Genomic DNA, 16,370 nt, shown 5'->3' with positions numbered 1-16,370 from the left:
TTTATAGTATAATTTAATTTTTTAATCAGTTAATGAGCGACTTTATTATGGCAATTGCATGTCAAAAGCTGTAATACGGCCAAAACCCTCATACGTACGGATGTAATCTGGATTTGTAACTAAACCACCTACACCTAATATTTCGATAGGAATGGTTATTATCTTCCCGGTCTTGCTGCTTGCATTATATGTGCTTAGCACAACTAGACGTTGGGCAGCACCTATAGTTGTTCGCTTTGACCAATCCAAAGGATCGCTTGTACTTGGTATATATGTTTTCCCATTTGACGTAAATATTATTTTCATCCCAGTTATCTTTTCGCCGGAATTAGCTGTATACCGGAGATTCGTAGTGGACGGCACACCCAATTCAACTATTGTTGCATATACTTTATCTTCCGTAGCGTAGAATAGTACCTGCTCACTGCTAGATGTGGAGAAAAATTTTGCATTACTAATGTCTGGGTTTGCACTTAGATCATTAAGCGCAATCCCCATAGATCCCGACACTGGATTAGAGCGTTTTATTTGGTAAGCATAGTATTTTTCCTGATCACGTTCTTTCATAATAGAAATAATCCGCTGATCATAACCTTCAAACATGTCTAAGCAAGTCTTATTTCCCATATTATTCGGGTCAAATGTTGCTTCATTATGTGTAGCTGGGAAATTGATCAGAGGTCGATCCATAGAAGCGGCATCTGCTACTAAGAGGAAGCGATTGTTTAATTCGTCATAGGTTATGCCCCCTAAGCCTGTGTTAAATCCACAAACTCTAAAAGCTTTATAGCCCTTATCATCGGATGGAAGAAAATAATAGCCAAACTTTTGATTCTCCCCATACCGTCCGTACACTTTACCATTGTTAATCAAGAACTGACGGTGATTGTTATTAACGACCGTTGATACGTCATTGGGGGCCAGTTTATCCGGTGGAATAATAAAAAGTTCATTGCCACCCTGTGTCTTGATATAAGAGTCTGGATTAATTCTTAAGTATGACTGGTCTGTCATAAATGTTATGTCTTTATATGAGAAGCGCCTATGAAAGTTTAGCTGATTTACAATTCCTTTTATTTTCTCACCATTAGCTGAACTATAGGCATTATACATGATTTTTTGTGAAGCACTGTCTTTGGTAATGGCTCCTGTAAAATTAAATGCCATAATTAAGCTAACATCTGTATTTTGTTCATCCTTGGTGTCGGCTACAATAAGTCCATCGCCAAAGAGTGAAATAACAGTAATATCCCAAGTGAAAAATGCTTTGACATTATTTGTGGAATCGGTGGCTGTGAAAATAAGTTTATACGGCGTTGAAGACGGTGTCTCATTTATTATTGCGGACAAATGCTCTTGGGTGCCCAATAAGCGTTCGTAACCACCATAAGCGTTTAATGTCCATTTGTATTTTAGAGTCCCTTTATCGGTATTTTGTACACTGACTGTTGGCGCGATTTTTAAAGTATCGCGTTGATATATGGTATAAGCAATGGGTAGGCCAGTCGTATCGATGCCGATCTCGGATACTTCATACATATTTAAAGTTGAAGTGTCTTTTAAGCAAGCAGACATCAGCAAGGTGATGAAAGATAATATATAGATTATATGTTTCATTGTCTTAGTCTAAAAAGTTAATAAAAAACGACAGGAAGTCCTTTTTTTGGACCGTCATTATGGGTAAAAGGTTCCCCCGGGTGCTCCATATTATATTTAATTAGAGCTTCCTTTGCCTTAAGACCTAACGCTTGTACTTCACCGGTCGACATCCACCAAGTCTCTTTGTCTGCTTGTGTTGGATCGAAAGGGAATGATGTTCTTCCTGTAACTTCTATCAAAAATTTGTACCAACCCGTAGAGAAATCTGCTCCCAAATAGAAGCGCATCCACCTCCAATTGACGGGCTGTATAATTTTCGCTGTCCAGGTTATTTTTGATCTTGTGTTTAACATGGTCCCAAGATCTTCAGAGGGTACAATGTGTACATTGAGGTCAACTAAGGATGTGTCTACTGTCGTGTTTCGCTTTAGTACGATTGGAATCTGGGCTTCAGTACTGTTTTTTGGCAATGTTCCTTCTTGGATTTCAAACCATTCGGGCTTAGCTGTCGTCGTGCTGTCAAAGATGGCTTCAACCTTAAATTCTCGATCATAATCTTTGGGTTCACCAGACAGTCGCGCGGTCAGGAAAATGGTTTTTGATTGCGCCTCCATGTCCTCAATAAATGAATATGAATAACCTGATAATCCATATAGAGAAGGTGACTCGTCGATATAAATCTTTAACTCTTCTTTTTTGCAAGCCCCCAGCAATGCTAGAATGAAGAGGGAAAGTGTGAAAAGTATGTTGTTCTTTTTCATAATAATTCCTTTCAGTATTTTTAACATTAGTTACCCATTTCAATTTCACGCTGCGGTAAAGGCAATACATATACCGTATTGTCCATTGGCTTGTTGGTATTTGGTATAGCCTCATTTCCCCGACGTTTATAGTAATAAAATAACTGTCCTTCGGAGACAAATTCTTTCCGGTATTCCAGCTGTATTTGAACTTGAACTTCTTCTTTCGTTAAGGTTTCCGGGAGATTATAGGTTGGTGCTATCCCTCTATTGATACGTACGGTGTTCAACATCCTTACGGCCAAATTGCTTTGATTGGTCTCATTATAGCATTCGGCCAATATATAGAACATCTCTGGAAGTCGAATCAAAGGCATTCTGTCTTTATAGGTGGAACGGTCTACGTAATGAAACTTTAGCAATAAGTAATCGTTTGTTGATATTTTATTATAGAGTTCTTTGTAGCGATAATCGGATAGCGACATACCTCCTTTAGTGTTGATCTCATATAAGGTATTAGCAACTGTACCGTTATGGTTTAGTCTACGGCTATTGACATTAATTCCGTCTGGTCCGAATTGTGTGATGTACGGCTTAATCACTTCAAACATATTCTGTACGTTTAAGCCAAAAATATGTTCAGCACTGAAGGTATAGTCTTTTTGTAAAGGGTCTGGATTATTGATGCTTCCATTGTGAAAAGAAACCAATGTACCTCTAGCTTTGGTGGCTACCAATTCAGCTGCTTCTATTGCTTTTTCGTAATTACCTTTCCATAAGTACAATCTGGCCTGTGTTGCTTTTACAGCGTAATAATTAAAGCGCATTCTACGGTCACTATAGAAGTTATCCGCATTTGGAATCTCGACACCTCCTAAATCATTTGTAGCAGTTATTAATGCCGGATCATAATTGATCATGAGTTTTTCGGCCTCTTGCAAATCCCGTTCTACATTTTCGAGATATACTTTTCCGGAAACGGGGAGGGTCATCGTTTTAATGTATTTGTCCACATAAGGTAACGTGATTCTATCTAAATCTGTAGGCGAGTTAATTAGATTTCCGTAGCCAAATAAACGGTACAGATCGAGGTGGATGTAGGCACGTAATCCTAAAGCTTCGCCTTTAATCAAATTATAATGGGTGGGGTGAATTTTATCTTTATAATCTTCAATTTGGCTAATAAGATTGTTTAAGTTCGCAATGACGGAATAACTTTTACTCCAGATATTGTCTTTAGGATTTATAACTTGAGTGGACTGGTATTGGTAGGTGGAAACATTGGCATAGGGATGGTTTACAACAGTGGTTGGGTACTGTTGCGCGAGTGCATCAATAAAACCAATTGTACTTTCAAAGCCATAAATACCTCGGTCGGTCATCAATAGATATGCCCCCATTAAAGCATCCTTAAATCCTTGTTCGGATTTAAATAATTCATCTGAAGCAATTTCAGATTTGGGTGTTATAGCAAGCCATTTTTCACAAGAGCTAAAACCGAGTACTGCGAATAAGGCGATTGGAATAATTTTTTTCATTTTATATTTCTTTAAAATGTTGCAGTTAAACTGAATGAAAACTTACGTGCAAATGGGTAACTCAATCCACGTTCAATAGGAATACTGGATATCGTAAACACATCGTTGGTATATAAAGCACAGCGCAATCTATCCAGACCAATTTGCTTAAGGTAATTCCAACGGTAAAAATCATACGACAGACTTAATGATGATAGTGCTATTTCGTTCTGATCCATCACAAAGCGGTCGGAAGCCTGTGTGCGCAAAAACTTTCGTTCCCAGGAGCCGTCTTCTTGTTGTATTTCTACAGAACCTAAAGCTTTAAAAGGCTTTACATCTCCAGGTTGGTGCCAGGTGCCATAAAGTACGCGTTTGTCCACGTTGTAGCTCATGTCTACATTTTCTACCCGATCGATCAACGTCTGATTGTAGAGCTGGCCGCCGAATAAGAACCTAAAATAAGCCGATAAGCCAAAGCCTTTGTATTCGCCGTTAATCCCAAATGAACCAGAGACTTTAGGTATTTTGTCACCAACTACAACCTGATCCGCTGCAGAATAGGTGTAGGTTTTACTGCCATCTTGCTTTATATATATTTCCTGCCCGTTGGCCGGATCTATACCCAATGAGCGTACAGCCCATATCGCATTCATAGACACCCCATCGTAATATTTGGTTACAGGTCTGTTATTGAAGCGATCTCCAGCTACCTGATCTTGTAATTCATTAAATGACTTCAACGCATCGGATATAGAAACAATTTTGTTGGTGTTCTTAATAGCCGATCCGGTAAAAGATAAGAAAGCACGATTTGTAGGGTCGGAGTATGCCATGTAAGTCAGCATAAGCTCGATTCCGGTGTTCTTTATTTTTCCCATGTTCTCCTTAACGGAGGCAAATCCTGATGATGGTGGTAAGCTAAAATCAACTAGTGTATTTTCTGTAATCGAGTTATAGTAATCTAAGCGACCTGATAATTTACGTCGGATAGAAAAATCCAAGCCTACATTGTAATCCATTTTCTGTTGCCATTTTAAATCCGGATTAGCCATCCCTTTAAGGTACGAACCTAGATATCCTTGATAAACTTTGTCTAGGAAGTAGGTATAAGTAGCCATGGATTGGTAGGAGCTGAAATTTTGAGACCCGGTTGATCCTACTGAACCACGTAGCTTAAGCCTATCAAAGATCTGGTATTGGCTTAGCCATTTTTCGTTATGAATGTTCCAGCCAACTCCCGTACTCCAAAAGGCTCCCCAGCGTTTGTTGGTCCCGAATTGAGAAGAGGCAGAGGCCCGCACAGATGCATCTGCAAATAGTCGGTTATCGTACGAGTAACTGGCAATTGAAAGTAAACCTAGATCACGCGTTGTCCCTTCGGATCCAGAGGGTCTGTTTTGATATTTGGCATATTGTTTTGCGAATAGTATATCGTTCATCCTGTCATTTGGAAAACCTTCAGTGTTATAAATCACTTCCTCAAAAGAACGCTGACTAACGGATCCCCCTGCATTAACAAAGAGCAGATGTTTTTCGCCAAAAGGTTTGTTGTAATTGATGTTTATATCCCCAGAATATCGCATTTGAGTTCCCTCATTCTTTTTATAAGAACCTTTTCTAAAGAAATCATCTCCTGAATAATTAGCAAATCTTAAGTGATTGGCAGGGTAGAACTCGTCAGCCTCATTTTTGGTGTTGGTGAAACTGCCACGAAGAAGCATTTTTAAACCTGCGGCTAATGCTGCCTCTGCATATAGGTTGTTGGTGAATTCTGTATAACTCTTGGCTAATTTGGTGTTAAGTGTCGAGTTGTAGAGTGGGTTGGGAAAGGATTGAACCTCTGCCGCTACGCTACCTACGTAGGGTACCAGGCCCGTTTCCGCATTCATCTTTAGATTTCCAAATTCGTCGTAAGGTGTCCAATATGGGTTCATTTTTGCATACTCATCAAATGTACCGTAGGGTGAATCGTTACTGGAGCCTGCGGTATAGCTAATAATGTTGCGGAATAGAAATCCTTTGAAACGGTAAGACATCATTGCATTGGTGGCGATAACATCCCTCTTGGAGCCTTTCATTACCCCTTCTACGTTATTATATGAAAAATCCGTGATTAACTTAAGATCTCTATCACCCAATTCAACAGATACTCCATGTTTTTGACCTATGGCATTGCGTAGTGGTAACGACATCCAATCGGTATTGACACCCGACAACACAGCTTTAAGGCGCTGATTATATTGTTGGTCTAAGGTGAGTTGTTTCACATAATTCGGGTCGTAGCTATGGATTTCAGAATATAGACCATAGATACGCTCCGCCTCTAGTTTTTCAGCAGAGTTCGTTAAGTTGTAGCTGCTCAAATCGGGTAATTCAGCATCCAAACTACCATTATAGGTTATTAAGACCTTGTTTTCTGTGTTTTTTTTGGTCTCTATAACGACTACACCATTAGCTGCTTTGGCCCCGTATATCGCCTTTGCAGAAGCATCCTTGAGTATCGTAATACTTTCGATACGGTTCATGTCCAGATCTACCACCTTGGTGAGCCCTACCTCAAATCCGTCTAGTATAAAGAGCGGTTGATTGGGGTTATTAATATAATCGCCTTTCAAATCAGAGCTTCCCTCTTGTGGAAAGGTAGAGTTCCCTCTTAATGTCATCTCGGGCATGCCGTTTGGATCGGATCCTAGATTCAAATTATCAAAGATCATCAATGAAGGTTCTAAAACTTTTAAGGATTGGATCACGTTCTTGTGACTAACCCTTTGCAGCTCTTCTTTTGTAAGTCGTGACGCAGCCCCCGTAAAGGTATTCAAGTTACGATCTACTATACCCGTACTGACGACTATTTCCTCCATTTTGTTTTCTGCGTTTCTCAATATTATTCGCAGATTACTGCCCGCTGCATTTACTTCTTGTTCTTGATAGCCAATGCAAGAGATAATCAGGATGTCGGATTTGCTAGAAGCCTGTATACTAAAACTACCGTCATGATCTGTTGAGGTGGCACGACCGTTCGATTTGAGCCTAACAGAGGCTTTTGCAATACCTTTGCCTTGTTCATCTACGACACGACCTGTTATTTGTGTTTGTTGTACAGTTGTTTCATGCGTAGTATTGTTGAGTTTGTTTGTGGTTTGGCCAGCTACTTTCTTGAGCACAATCGTATTGTTGAAAAAGTCAACTTTTAAGTCGGTGTTTTTCAAGATTTGATTTAGGGCGTCCTGAAATGGTTTGTTCTGAAAAGATACATCGATATTTTTGATCTTTTCCACCACTTCCTTATCGTAAAGAAATACGTAGTTGCTCTGTCTTTCGAGATCTTTGATAACCTGTTCGAGTGGTGCTTTCTTTCGGTTTATGGTGACCTGCTGACCGTATGTATGGGCATTGACCTGCGATAGACAGGTTCCTACCAAGAGTACGACGGTATTAAATTTCATAATTTTGCTTCGCATAGGACCGGTCCAAAACGCACTAATGCCTTCCCACGAAGAACCGGTTGGGTTTTTGTGAATTTTCATTAAATTTGGCTTGTTGTAAGTAAATACTCCAGTTAGTAAATAGAATCGAGTTGCTTGCAACGTTAATTATAGCCGGGAAATGCGTCAACATTTTCCGGTTTTTTCGTTGCAATCCATGCTTAGCTAGGTGTTATTTTTCTTCTCATGTTGCATTCATTTAGATAGTTTGTTATTTGATTAGTAGTTTAACCCGGTCATTTTCGACTATGGGATTAGTTTTCAATTCGGTATATTCTAGCAGCTCAATGAGCTTGTTCAACGGTAGGTTTTTAGGTATTTTGCCCTTATACACTTTTTTATGTACTTGTTTGGTATACGATATATCGATATCATACCAAGCTGCAATCTCTTGCAAGGTTTCTTCGGTATGTATACCATCGAGGTAGAAAAAACCTTTAGTCCAGGCTAATGACACATCTAGATCGATAGTTTTTATATCCATGTTTGTGGCGGATACCTGCGCTTGTTGTCCCGGTAGGAGCAATTTCGATTGATCCGATCCACCATTTCTGACACGAATAGAACCTTCTTCCAAAGTTGTTTGCTCCAAGGATTGTCCTTTACGGGCTTTTATATTGAAGCTAGTACCCAGTACTTCGGTGATTTGCTGTTTGGTTTTGACCAAAAAGCGTTGTTTGCTTGCTGTTCGATTGACTTTAAAATAAGCTTCACCATCGAGCTCTACGATACGGTCTCCGGTACCAAAGTTATTGGGGTATTTTAGACGTGTATCTGCATTCAATAAAACCGTAGTGCCGTCCGAAAGGGTAAGGGTATAGTTTGCTGTAGCCGGTGTCTGCATGGTACTGCTACCTGTATTGGCTGTGCGCAGCTCTAGTTGCCTATAAGATATTTGACCTGTACTGTCTTTTACAATCTCCGTATTACCTTGTTTTATGCTGCTATTTGCTTCCATTTCTTCTAAGTCAATGACCTGACCATTATCTAGAGTGATTTTGGCTTGCGGATTCATAGGCTGAATAGTGGCTAATAGATCGGGACTGGCAAGGATCTCTCGATTCGATTGTGCATACCAGAAATAGCCTAAGCCGATAACCAATAGGAGTGAAGCTGCAGCTATAAAAGGGCGCCAGAAACCAATCGAAGACTTTTGTGGCTGTTCGGCATATATACTATGCATCACTTCCTCCTTGACAGCATGTCCCGTTTGTTCGATATGACCTTCTGTAGGTTCGTAACCTATTTCATAGGTATCATACCAGTCCAATAGTTCCTGCTTATCGCTCGGTGTCTCTTTGCGATTCAGAAATCGAAAAATAAGGGAAAGTAAGTGCTTAGCTTCCTTCATAATTTGTTTAATACAGTTTATAATGTACGGTCAGTTATATAAGAAGTGACCAAAGGGAAGGGAAGGTTCTAGTCAAAAATCAAAAAAAGAGTGTAAAACCGAATCTTTTTTTTGAAAAATCCTTTAAGTGGTTGATAGCCTTGTTGATGTGTTTTTTTGCGGTAGACTCCGAAATTGACATTTCTTCTGCGATTTGCTTAATACTGAGGTGATGCACCCTGCTCAGTTTGAATACTTCTTTGCATTTTTCAGGTAGATTCTCGATTTCACGTTGTACTTCGTCCAGTATATATCGATAATATAATCTATCCTCAATAGGGACATCATCTTGGATCATGTCAATTTCCTCTAGATCAAAAACAGGTAGTTCTCTTGTTTTTTGTTGTCGGTATTGAGCGAGTATGAGATAACGTACAGCGCTGTACAGATAGGCTGGGATGGATTCAATTTCAGTAATGTGTTTTCTGTTTTTCCATAGCGATAGAAAGAGGTCGTGTAGGATATCTTCTGCAATATTCTGATCCTTTATCTTACGCAATACATGCTTTGTCAGTTCGGGATAGAATATATCATAAAGCTTCGAAAATGCCTTTTCATCCCCATCAGCCACCTGAAGCAGGATATTCCTAAAACCCACATGATCGTATTCTCTTTTCATTTAGAACACGAAATTAGTAATTATTTCGAGCAAAATAATGTGGAGTGAAAGTTAATGGTTTTTTTACAGCAAAATCCCGACGTTCGGTGCGTTTAATAGACTCTTTATTTTTGTGACTTTTCATGCGCTTTATCACTTCACGTTGTTTATAGCCTTTATTGTCATCAAAGTGGCTAATGAATTGAAGACTATGTATAAAAACCTTCTGGCATTTGCCTAAAATATTGTATCTTCATTTCGATCTCTTAGGCAGGTCTAACATATGAGACAATATATCTATTTAATCTTTTTTTTTCTTTTAATAACTCTTGGCTGCCGTGAAAAGCATAATATTGAGCAAAGCGAGGCTTTTGTTCATACAGATGGGAGGGATAGCATTTCAGTCGTTCTACATTTAGTAGGTAATACATTTCAAGGGACCTATACAGAGAGCCGTCCAGGCGGATTCCTAATCACGGACGAACTAAGCGGCGACGTTAAGAAAGACACATTATTAGGTAGTCTTTATTATACCCCCTATAAAGGACGAAACAAAAAAAGGAAAGCATTTGCATTACTAAAGCAAAATGATAGTTACATCATCGGAAAAGGTGCGAGCTATATTTATATGGGAGTACCATATTTCGAACGCGAAACACTAACCTTCAACGGACATATTCTACGCAAGCAGTGATGTTGTATTATGCTGCTTTGAATTAAGATTTTTTTAGTTGCACATCTAATTGCATTGCTTGCTCGTTGCCAACGTGGTTTAGTCGTCTTTTATTTACCTATGTTTTTTGATTTCAGATGGTTTAAATATTTGCGTATATCTATTTCTAATTTAACAGGGTACTCGTAACCTAATTTTTCGGACAGTTCTTTCCCTATTTCATTTACTAGATCTCCCATTGCAAATAGTGCCTCCCAATTCTGGTCGATTTCTTTACCTGAGAATGTTCGTTCTATTTTATGCCACATTTCAGGGCTCAGGTATTTTTTAAAAAGTCTTCCGTATTTGTTGGTGCTAATGTTCCAATCGTGTTGACTGCCAATATACCACTCAATCAAAGGGACTAAATAATCTGTGCGAATATTGTTCTCGGACATAAATTTTGCATAAAACAAGTCATTTCTAACGAGACATTTTGCGACGTAGGTCGTATCCCACCAAAAGTCGTTTAGAATTTGACGAAATGTTTGTTCTGTAGGTTTTTTTATGATGGATACCTGATAAGTCGGCTTTTTCATGTGTTGGGTTAGTTCTTCTTTATCGATCAAAACTTTATAACCAATATCCCAATCTTCACACAGTGCATTCTGGTGTACTTCTTCTAAAAATTTTTGTTTACTATATAATTTGAAATCAACTTTTACATAGTCATCATACAGAAGCATCTTCATAGCATGTTTGCCGTCGAAATAGCTCTCGTCTTCTTCGACCATTGAAATAGGGTTGCCAAAATTATATGTCCAAGTAATATCCGAAATGTATTTAGTGTTGTCTTCAAAAACGATTTCGATATCCAGATCGCTAAATTCATCAACAGGCGCCAACGGGTTCACAAGCGAACTTGTCAGTAACACCGCTCTTACATCTTTGTTTCGTTCCGACCAATCCCTTATGGATTTTAGTTTTTCTTCTCTTGATTTCATGTTTTGTCGCTATGCTATTTTACATACTAAATTTATATTAAATAATCTACAATTAATATGGTGAATGACTGGGGGAGGAACACAATATTTTATAAGAATTTACGTTTTATTTAAAACGATCGAACAAAAGATGGATCCCCAAGATGGGGTTGTTTTAAAATAAAAGCTATAATTACTAGGTCTGTAAAGAATAAATGTAGGATTTATTCGAAAAAGGAAACATAGAAACAGAAAAAAAGGATAGCGGTAATAAGGCCAATAGAAAGGGTTCAGATATGTCTGGACCCTTTTCATTTTTCATATGTTTTTTCTTATCTCATTTTCTGTTTATTGCTTGTAGCTGTATTCATTTCGCGAATGCGGTTATGATTATGAATATCAAGCGTCGACATGAAAAACCGAAAAGTTCACCATAGTGGAGTTCTAAAAAAGCAGCATTTTTGTTATATTTCATAAAAATTAAATAAATGGGTGATACGAATAATGACTCAAAAAGAGGCAAAGAAATTACGGAAGCGTATTTTCGGTTTCTAGATAAGCACATTGCCGATGTAGTTTCGGGAAGAGTATCCGATTTTATGGAGATCAATCAAATATCTAGTCAGTTATTTATTTCACATAAACATTTAACAGACACTATTCAAAAAGAAACAGGCAATCACCCCTGTCATTTTTATGATCTTAGAATTATTGATGAAGCGAAGAAAATGCTTACTGAAACCGATAAATCTGTTTCGGAAATTGCACGGATATTGACCTATGATCCTTCTAATTTTTCTAAGTTCTTTAAGAAATTTGTCCTGCAAACACCTGGTCGATTCAGAAATATGTACAAAAAATAAAAGTTCCGAAAAGTTCACCATGAAATAACTTCCTAAGTACATCATCTTTGTGATATCAAATACTTTAACTATTAAACGCAAAGAATATGGCAAGAAATGATTTAAAAGGAAAAGTGGTTTTAATTGCGGGAGGAGCTAAAAACTTGGGTGGCTTGTTAAGTCGTGATTTTGCAGCAAAAGGTGCTAAAGTCGTTATCCACTACAACAGCGATACCACAAAATCCGATGCAGAAAAAACCTTGGCAGAAATTACCAATGCAGGTGGACATGCTTTTTTGTTTCAGGCAGATTTGACGGATGTAAAAAATATTACCAAACTTTTTGATGCAGCTATCGAAAAATTTGGTGGTATCGATATTGCGATCAATACTGTGGGAAAAGTACTGAAAAAACCTTTTGCAGAGACAACAGAAGAAGAATACGACAGTATGAGTGATATTAATTCAAAAGCAGCGTATTTCTTCATCCAAGAAGCAGGAAAAAAGCTGAATGATAACGGAAAAATAAACACTATTGTCACCTCATTACTGGCAGCATTTACGGGATACTATTCTACTTATGCGGGAGCAAAGGCTCCAGTAGAACATTTTACCAGAGCGGCTTCCAAAGAATTTGGATCAAGAGGGATTTCTGTTACAGCTGTTGCCCCTGGCCCAATGGACACCCCTTTCTTCTATGGGCAAGAAAGTGACGATGCTGTGGCTTACCATAAACAAGCTTCTGATTTGGGTGGTTTAACCGATATTAAAGACATTGCGCCTTTGGTGGAGTTTTTAGTAACCGATGGCTGGTGGATTACCGGGCAGACCATTTTTGCCAATGGTGGGTACACGACAAGATAATTTCAAAGTTATTTATTAATTTAGAAAGGTAAATAACTGAGTTGTTTGCCTTTTTAATTTTAACCCTAAACACAATGATACTAAAAATTTTAAATTCGATTTTAATTCTTTTTGCGGTATTTATGGGCGCAAAACACGGGTGGAATATGCTAACCGCGAAACCCGAGATGTTGGAGATGTTTGGGAAATGGAACTTGGGTAGAACAGCTGTAATAGTTAACGGATCCATCACCCTGTTGGCTTCTGTGTTAATCTTATTTCCAAGGACTTTCGTTTGGGGGAATTTCTTGATGGCGACTGGGATCTTAATGATTATTTGTCTCCAATTATTGAACAAAGACTTAAAAGGCGTAGCTATTGAGGTTCCTTTTTTACTGTTGAATTTAATCATTCTTTATTTGCAACATCCATTAAAAAGCAACTAAGAGACGAAAATAACAGCAACGGATTTTTTTATTCATGGTTGAAGAGGAGTTGATTATCGATCCTCTGCAGTTAGCGGCTTCAAAAACTGACTACGGTTCCACTTAATATGGAGGAGCAGCATTGGATTAGCGCCTTTGGTGATCAATAAGATTACAAAAAAATAGTTTCATTGGTATGCACAAACTTGTCTATAGGGCTTTTTTCGTCACAAACAATGTTTGTCGGTTGATGTTTAGCTTGAGGCTTTTCTTTCTTTTATAGATAATAGTAAATACTATAGCGACTATAATTGTGAGCCCTCTGAAAATATTGGCTTTGACATCACCCAATGCTGAGTTGTCGATCTCGAATAGGCTCCAAGAAAGATTCATGAAAGTATGTGTCAGAATAGGTACCCACAAGTTATAGTTCCATTCTACATAGAGCCAAGCAAAGAAGACTGCACCGGAAAATGTAACCAAAAAAATGCCTATTAGCTCGTTGATATCCTGACTTTGATAGAGGTGTCCGAGAGCAAAGATTAAAGCACCGAAGAGGATAGAAGGTATAAATCCCCAATTTGTATTTCTAAATATCATTCCGAACAGAAAGCCCCTGAAATACAATTCTTCCATAAATCCTGCAACAGCAGTTCCTGCAATGAGCTCTTCTATGTCAATTTGCGGTGTGAAGTTAAAAAAGCAGATCCCGCCTACAAACATCGGAGCGACAAATAGAATACTGATCACAAGAGCCCATGTGATACCGTACGAAAGACCAAGATTTTTTAAAACATTAACCTCTTTGTCGATACACCATGTCCCGAGAAAAATAGGTATGCCAATGAGCAGATATGTCAAAATATAGCTTACGAGACCTTGTTGGGTCACAATATCTAAAGTAACTTTTATCGATTTGAAGTTAATAAATAGAAGATGATAAGCTGCAAAACTCAGCAATACAATTAGAACTATCTTTAGCTGTTGATTCGATTTCATATTCAAGATAAGAGTCGGCTGCACGTTGGATTATAAAGTCTGCGGTATTATACTTAGTCTTGTTGATAACGGAAAGTTATTACAATAGAATACACCCTGACGACCTAAAGGTATTAAAAAAAACGAATTTCCTCCAGCCCAACTAAGACAAGGGGATTACTTTTCCAGGGAATCGTTCAGCCTAATTGATAATGAGCCGTATCACATCTGAATTTTAGGCTTATCGGGACAGCTTTACTGATTACGATAAGTCTCAGTTTATATTATATTTCAATTGTTGTAAGCCTAGGTTTTGATTGGCTGATGAGATTAAGACAAATCGTTTTGTGTTGCACAAAAGATTGATTTGTAGTTGAATTATAACATATCTTTAATTTAACCTATTTTAGAGCTAATTATACACGATTAATAGGCTTAAATATGAATTTACAACAGTTACTGACTAAAGGCATCAAATATGTTTCGGTGATATTTGTAGGAATTTCTATAGCAAAAGGCACAATATAGATGCTCTCGCGGATAATTGATTAATAGATATCTGAAATAGATAAAAGAGTTGAAGGCGTTGTTGATACAATAAAAAATAGATTTCAATAGACTCATTTGTTGACTTTAATAATGTAGACTTTTTAAAACACAATAGAAATGAATACCCTTTACTATAAATTCGCGTTAAGTATTGTTGCTCTTTTGACCAGTTTCTTTTTTGCAGATTTGCAGGCTCAACATAAAAATATACTCATCATTTATAGCGATGATCAGAGCTACAATACGATTCGAGCATTGGGGAATAATGAGATCCATACGCCTAATCTGGATAAATTGGTCAGGCAAGGGATAACCTTTCGGCAAGCCCATGTTATGGGAGGGCATCACGGCGCTATCTGTATGCCCAGTCGAATTATGATGTTGAGTGGTAGATATCTCAATAGACTGCCCGACGACGGTGCAGTAGTTCCCGACAGTATAGTAGGTTTGCCCGAAGTTTTGAGAAATCAGGGGTACACCACTTTTCATTGTGGCAAGTGGCATAGTGATAAAGCTTCACATCATCGTTTTTTTAGTACAGGTAGTGATATATTCTTTGGAGGTATGCATTTTGAAGAAAGTGGAGGACAGTTTCAACCCTATGTCTACGACTATGATGCGAAAGGGAAATATCCCCCTGGTGCAGGGCGTAAAAGCGATACCTATAGTACCGAATTGTACGCCAATGCAGCGATCAAGTTTTTGGAAAGCACTACAGCCCAGGGAAACCCTTTTTTGTGCTATGTAGCATTCACATCACCACACGACCCACGGACTCCACCTCCAAACTTTAAACATAAGCATAAAGCCGAAAACCTAACGTTACCCCCCAATTTCTTACCAGAGCACCCCTTCGATAACGGAGAGTTACGTGTGCGTGATGAAATGTTGCTTCCGCACCCGCGCACAGAAGAGGCCGTAAGGGAACAGATTGCCCTTTACTATGATATGGTCAGTGAGATGGACAATCAAGTGGGACGGATACTGGAGGCTTTAGAAAGATCGGGATTGCGGGAGAGTACCTTGATTGTTTTCGCGGGCGATAATGGCCTGGCCGTAGGTCAGCACGGGCTGTTGGGTAAACAAAGCCTGTACGAGCATAGTATCCGCGTTCCGATGATATTTTCAGGACCTGGAGTACCTTCCGATAAGAGGAGCGAAGCCTTTACTTATCTTAGTGATATTACACCGACTATTTACGATTGGCTAGGCCTTGCAGCACCTTCCTCTGTCGAAGCAAAAAGTCTGAAACCTATTTTTAAGAATACGAATGCTTCTGTAAGGACAAATATTTATAATATTTATGGACACTGGAGCCGGAGCATCAAAACTCCCGATGGCTATAAGCTGATCGTTTATAATGTTAAAGGAAACCCTTATGTGCAGCTATTTAATCTGAAGGAAGATCCTTGGGAAATGCACAATTTGGCAGATAGTCCAGTGCAGCAGCAGCGTATTATTCAACTAAGGACTCTCCTCAAAAAGGAGATGAAGCAAGCGTACGATGATCTAGATATTGACAAATCCGATTGGGGACGTAAACCGGGGCAGAAGGCTTATGGGAGTTAATTAAAATAAAAACTATTGTATCTCAATACCTGAAGGTAGAATAATATATCGATGAAGAAATATTAGCAATCTTTCAGTATACCCCTTTTGTTTGGCTTCGAAACAGAAACACTATCCCATTTCAACGAGAAATGCTCTCCAAATGTACAAATAAGGATTTCTCAACCTTGCATTGGGATCAAGGTAGGTGTTTTACCA

At 38.5% G+C, this 16,370-nt stretch carries 13 protein-coding genes; 5 read left to right on the top strand and 8 right to left on the bottom strand.

Going from position 1 to position 16,370, the window contains the following annotated elements:
• Positions 1-45: 45 nt before the first annotated feature.
• The 6 genes from B5X76_RS01430 to B5X76_RS01405 form a co-directional block, all read right to left on the bottom strand.
• Entirely contained in the window at positions 46-1,617 is a 1,572-nt protein-coding gene (locus B5X76_RS01430) for a PKD-like family lipoprotein (protein ID WP_079640646.1), read from the bottom strand.
• 17 nt (positions 1,618-1,634) lie between these two features.
• Entirely contained in the window at positions 1,635-2,360 is a 726-nt protein-coding gene (locus B5X76_RS01425; RefSeq protein WP_176140964.1) for a DUF4843 domain-containing protein, read from the bottom strand.
• Positions 2,361-2,386: 26 nt separating this feature from the next.
• Positions 2,387-3,877 carry a RagB/SusD family nutrient uptake outer membrane protein gene (locus B5X76_RS01420; RefSeq protein WP_079640644.1) on the bottom strand — a complete coding sequence of 497 codons (1,491 nt, stop codon included), beginning with the start codon at positions 3,875-3,877 and terminating at the stop codon, positions 2,387-2,389.
• Between the two features lie 11 nt (positions 3,878-3,888).
• Complete coding sequence (locus B5X76_RS01415) at positions 3,889-7,305, bottom strand: SusC/RagA family TonB-linked outer membrane protein (RefSeq protein ID WP_176140963.1); 3,417 nt, start codon at positions 7,303-7,305, stop codon at positions 3,889-3,891.
• Positions 7,306-7,555: 250 nt separating this feature from the next.
• Positions 7,556-8,695 (bottom strand): FecR family protein, encoded by a 1,140-nt coding sequence (locus B5X76_RS01410; protein WP_079640642.1) that lies wholly within the window; start codon positions 8,693-8,695, stop codon positions 7,556-7,558.
• Positions 8,696-8,774: 79 nt separating this feature from the next.
• A complete protein-coding gene (locus B5X76_RS01405) occupies positions 8,775-9,353 on the bottom strand; it encodes an RNA polymerase sigma factor (RefSeq protein WP_079640641.1) in 579 nt (192 codons plus the stop codon).
• Between the two features lie 262 nt (positions 9,354-9,615).
• Here B5X76_RS01405 and B5X76_RS01400 point away from each other — a divergent pair, with 262 nt between their 5' ends.
• Positions 9,616-10,026, top strand: coding sequence for a hypothetical protein (locus B5X76_RS01400; RefSeq protein WP_079640640.1), 411 nt, complete (start codon positions 9,616-9,618; stop codon positions 10,024-10,026).
• Between the two features lie 89 nt (positions 10,027-10,115).
• Here B5X76_RS01400 and B5X76_RS01395 read toward each other — a convergent pair whose 3' ends face one another.
• Positions 10,116-10,988 (bottom strand): AadS family aminoglycoside 6-adenylyltransferase, encoded by an 873-nt coding sequence (locus B5X76_RS01395; protein ID WP_079640639.1) that lies wholly within the window; start codon positions 10,986-10,988, stop codon positions 10,116-10,118.
• A 467-nt stretch (positions 10,989-11,455) separates the two neighbouring features.
• Between B5X76_RS01395 and B5X76_RS01390 the strand changes: the two genes are divergently transcribed.
• The 3 genes from B5X76_RS01390 (at position 11,456) to B5X76_RS01380 (ending at position 13,097) form a co-directional block, all read left to right on the top strand.
• Complete coding sequence (locus B5X76_RS01390) at positions 11,456-11,830, top strand: helix-turn-helix domain-containing protein (protein ID WP_079640638.1); 375 nt, start codon at positions 11,456-11,458, stop codon at positions 11,828-11,830.
• 86 nt (positions 11,831-11,916) lie between these two features.
• Positions 11,917-12,672, top strand: a complete 756-nt coding sequence (locus tag B5X76_RS01385) for an SDR family oxidoreductase (RefSeq protein ID WP_079640637.1) — start codon at positions 11,917-11,919, stop codon at positions 12,670-12,672.
• Positions 12,673-12,746: 74 nt separating this feature from the next.
• Positions 12,747-13,097 carry a DoxX family protein gene (locus tag B5X76_RS01380; RefSeq protein WP_079640636.1) on the top strand — a complete coding sequence of 117 codons (351 nt, stop codon included), beginning with the start codon at positions 12,747-12,749 and terminating at the stop codon, positions 13,095-13,097.
• 189 nt (positions 13,098-13,286) lie between these two features.
• Here B5X76_RS01380 and B5X76_RS01375 read toward each other — a convergent pair whose 3' ends face one another.
• Positions 13,287-14,075, bottom strand: a complete 789-nt coding sequence (locus tag B5X76_RS01375; protein ID WP_079640635.1) for a CPBP family intramembrane glutamic endopeptidase — start codon at positions 14,073-14,075, stop codon at positions 13,287-13,289.
• 645 nt (positions 14,076-14,720) lie between these two features.
• Here B5X76_RS01375 and B5X76_RS01370 point away from each other — a divergent pair.
• Positions 14,721-16,172 carry a sulfatase family protein gene (locus B5X76_RS01370; RefSeq protein ID WP_079640634.1) on the top strand — a complete coding sequence of 484 codons (1,452 nt, stop codon included), beginning with the start codon at positions 14,721-14,723 and terminating at the stop codon, positions 16,170-16,172.
• Positions 16,173-16,370: the final 198 nt, after the last annotated feature.

The sequence above is a fragment of the Sphingobacterium nematocida genome (assembly GCF_900168125.1).
Taxonomy (GTDB): domain Bacteria; phylum Bacteroidota; class Bacteroidia; order Sphingobacteriales; family Sphingobacteriaceae; genus Sphingobacterium; species Sphingobacterium nematocida.
Note: the sequence above shows the minus strand (reverse complement) of the source record. Positions and strands in the feature narration are given on the sequence as shown.

Coding starts and splice junctions, on each gene's coding strand:
- B5X76_RS01430 (WP_079640646.1), bottom strand. CDS start 1,617: ATGAAACATATAATCTATATATTATCTTTCATCACCTTGCTGATGTCT.
- B5X76_RS01410 (WP_079640642.1), bottom strand. CDS start 8,695: ATGAAGGAAGCTAAGCACTTACTTTCCCTTATTTTTCGATTTCTGAAT.
- B5X76_RS01415 (WP_176140963.1), bottom strand. CDS start 7,305: ATGAAATTTAATACCGTCGTACTCTTGGTAGGAACCTGTCTATCGCAG.
- B5X76_RS01375 (WP_079640635.1), bottom strand. CDS start 14,075: ATGAAATCGAATCAACAGCTAAAGATAGTTCTAATTGTATTGCTGAGT.
- B5X76_RS01400 (WP_079640640.1), top strand. CDS start 9,616: ATGAGACAATATATCTATTTAATCTTTTTTTTTCTTTTAATAACTCTT.
- B5X76_RS01405 (WP_079640641.1), bottom strand. CDS start 9,353: ATGAAAAGAGAATACGATCATGTGGGTTTTAGGAATATCCTGCTTCAG.
- B5X76_RS01420 (WP_079640644.1), bottom strand. CDS start 3,877: ATGAAAAAAATTATTCCAATCGCCTTATTCGCAGTACTCGGTTTTAGC.
- B5X76_RS01425 (WP_176140964.1), bottom strand. CDS start 2,360: ATGAAAAAGAACAACATACTTTTCACACTTTCCCTCTTCATTCTAGCA.
- B5X76_RS01380 (WP_079640636.1), top strand. CDS start 12,747: ATGATACTAAAAATTTTAAATTCGATTTTAATTCTTTTTGCGGTATTT.
- B5X76_RS01385 (WP_079640637.1), top strand. CDS start 11,917: ATGGCAAGAAATGATTTAAAAGGAAAAGTGGTTTTAATTGCGGGAGGA.
- B5X76_RS01390 (WP_079640638.1), top strand. CDS start 11,456: ATGGGTGATACGAATAATGACTCAAAAAGAGGCAAAGAAATTACGGAA.
- B5X76_RS01395 (WP_079640639.1), bottom strand. CDS start 10,988: ATGAAATCAAGAGAAGAAAAACTAAAATCCATAAGGGATTGGTCGGAA.
- B5X76_RS01370 (WP_079640634.1), top strand. CDS start 14,721: ATGAATACCCTTTACTATAAATTCGCGTTAAGTATTGTTGCTCTTTTG.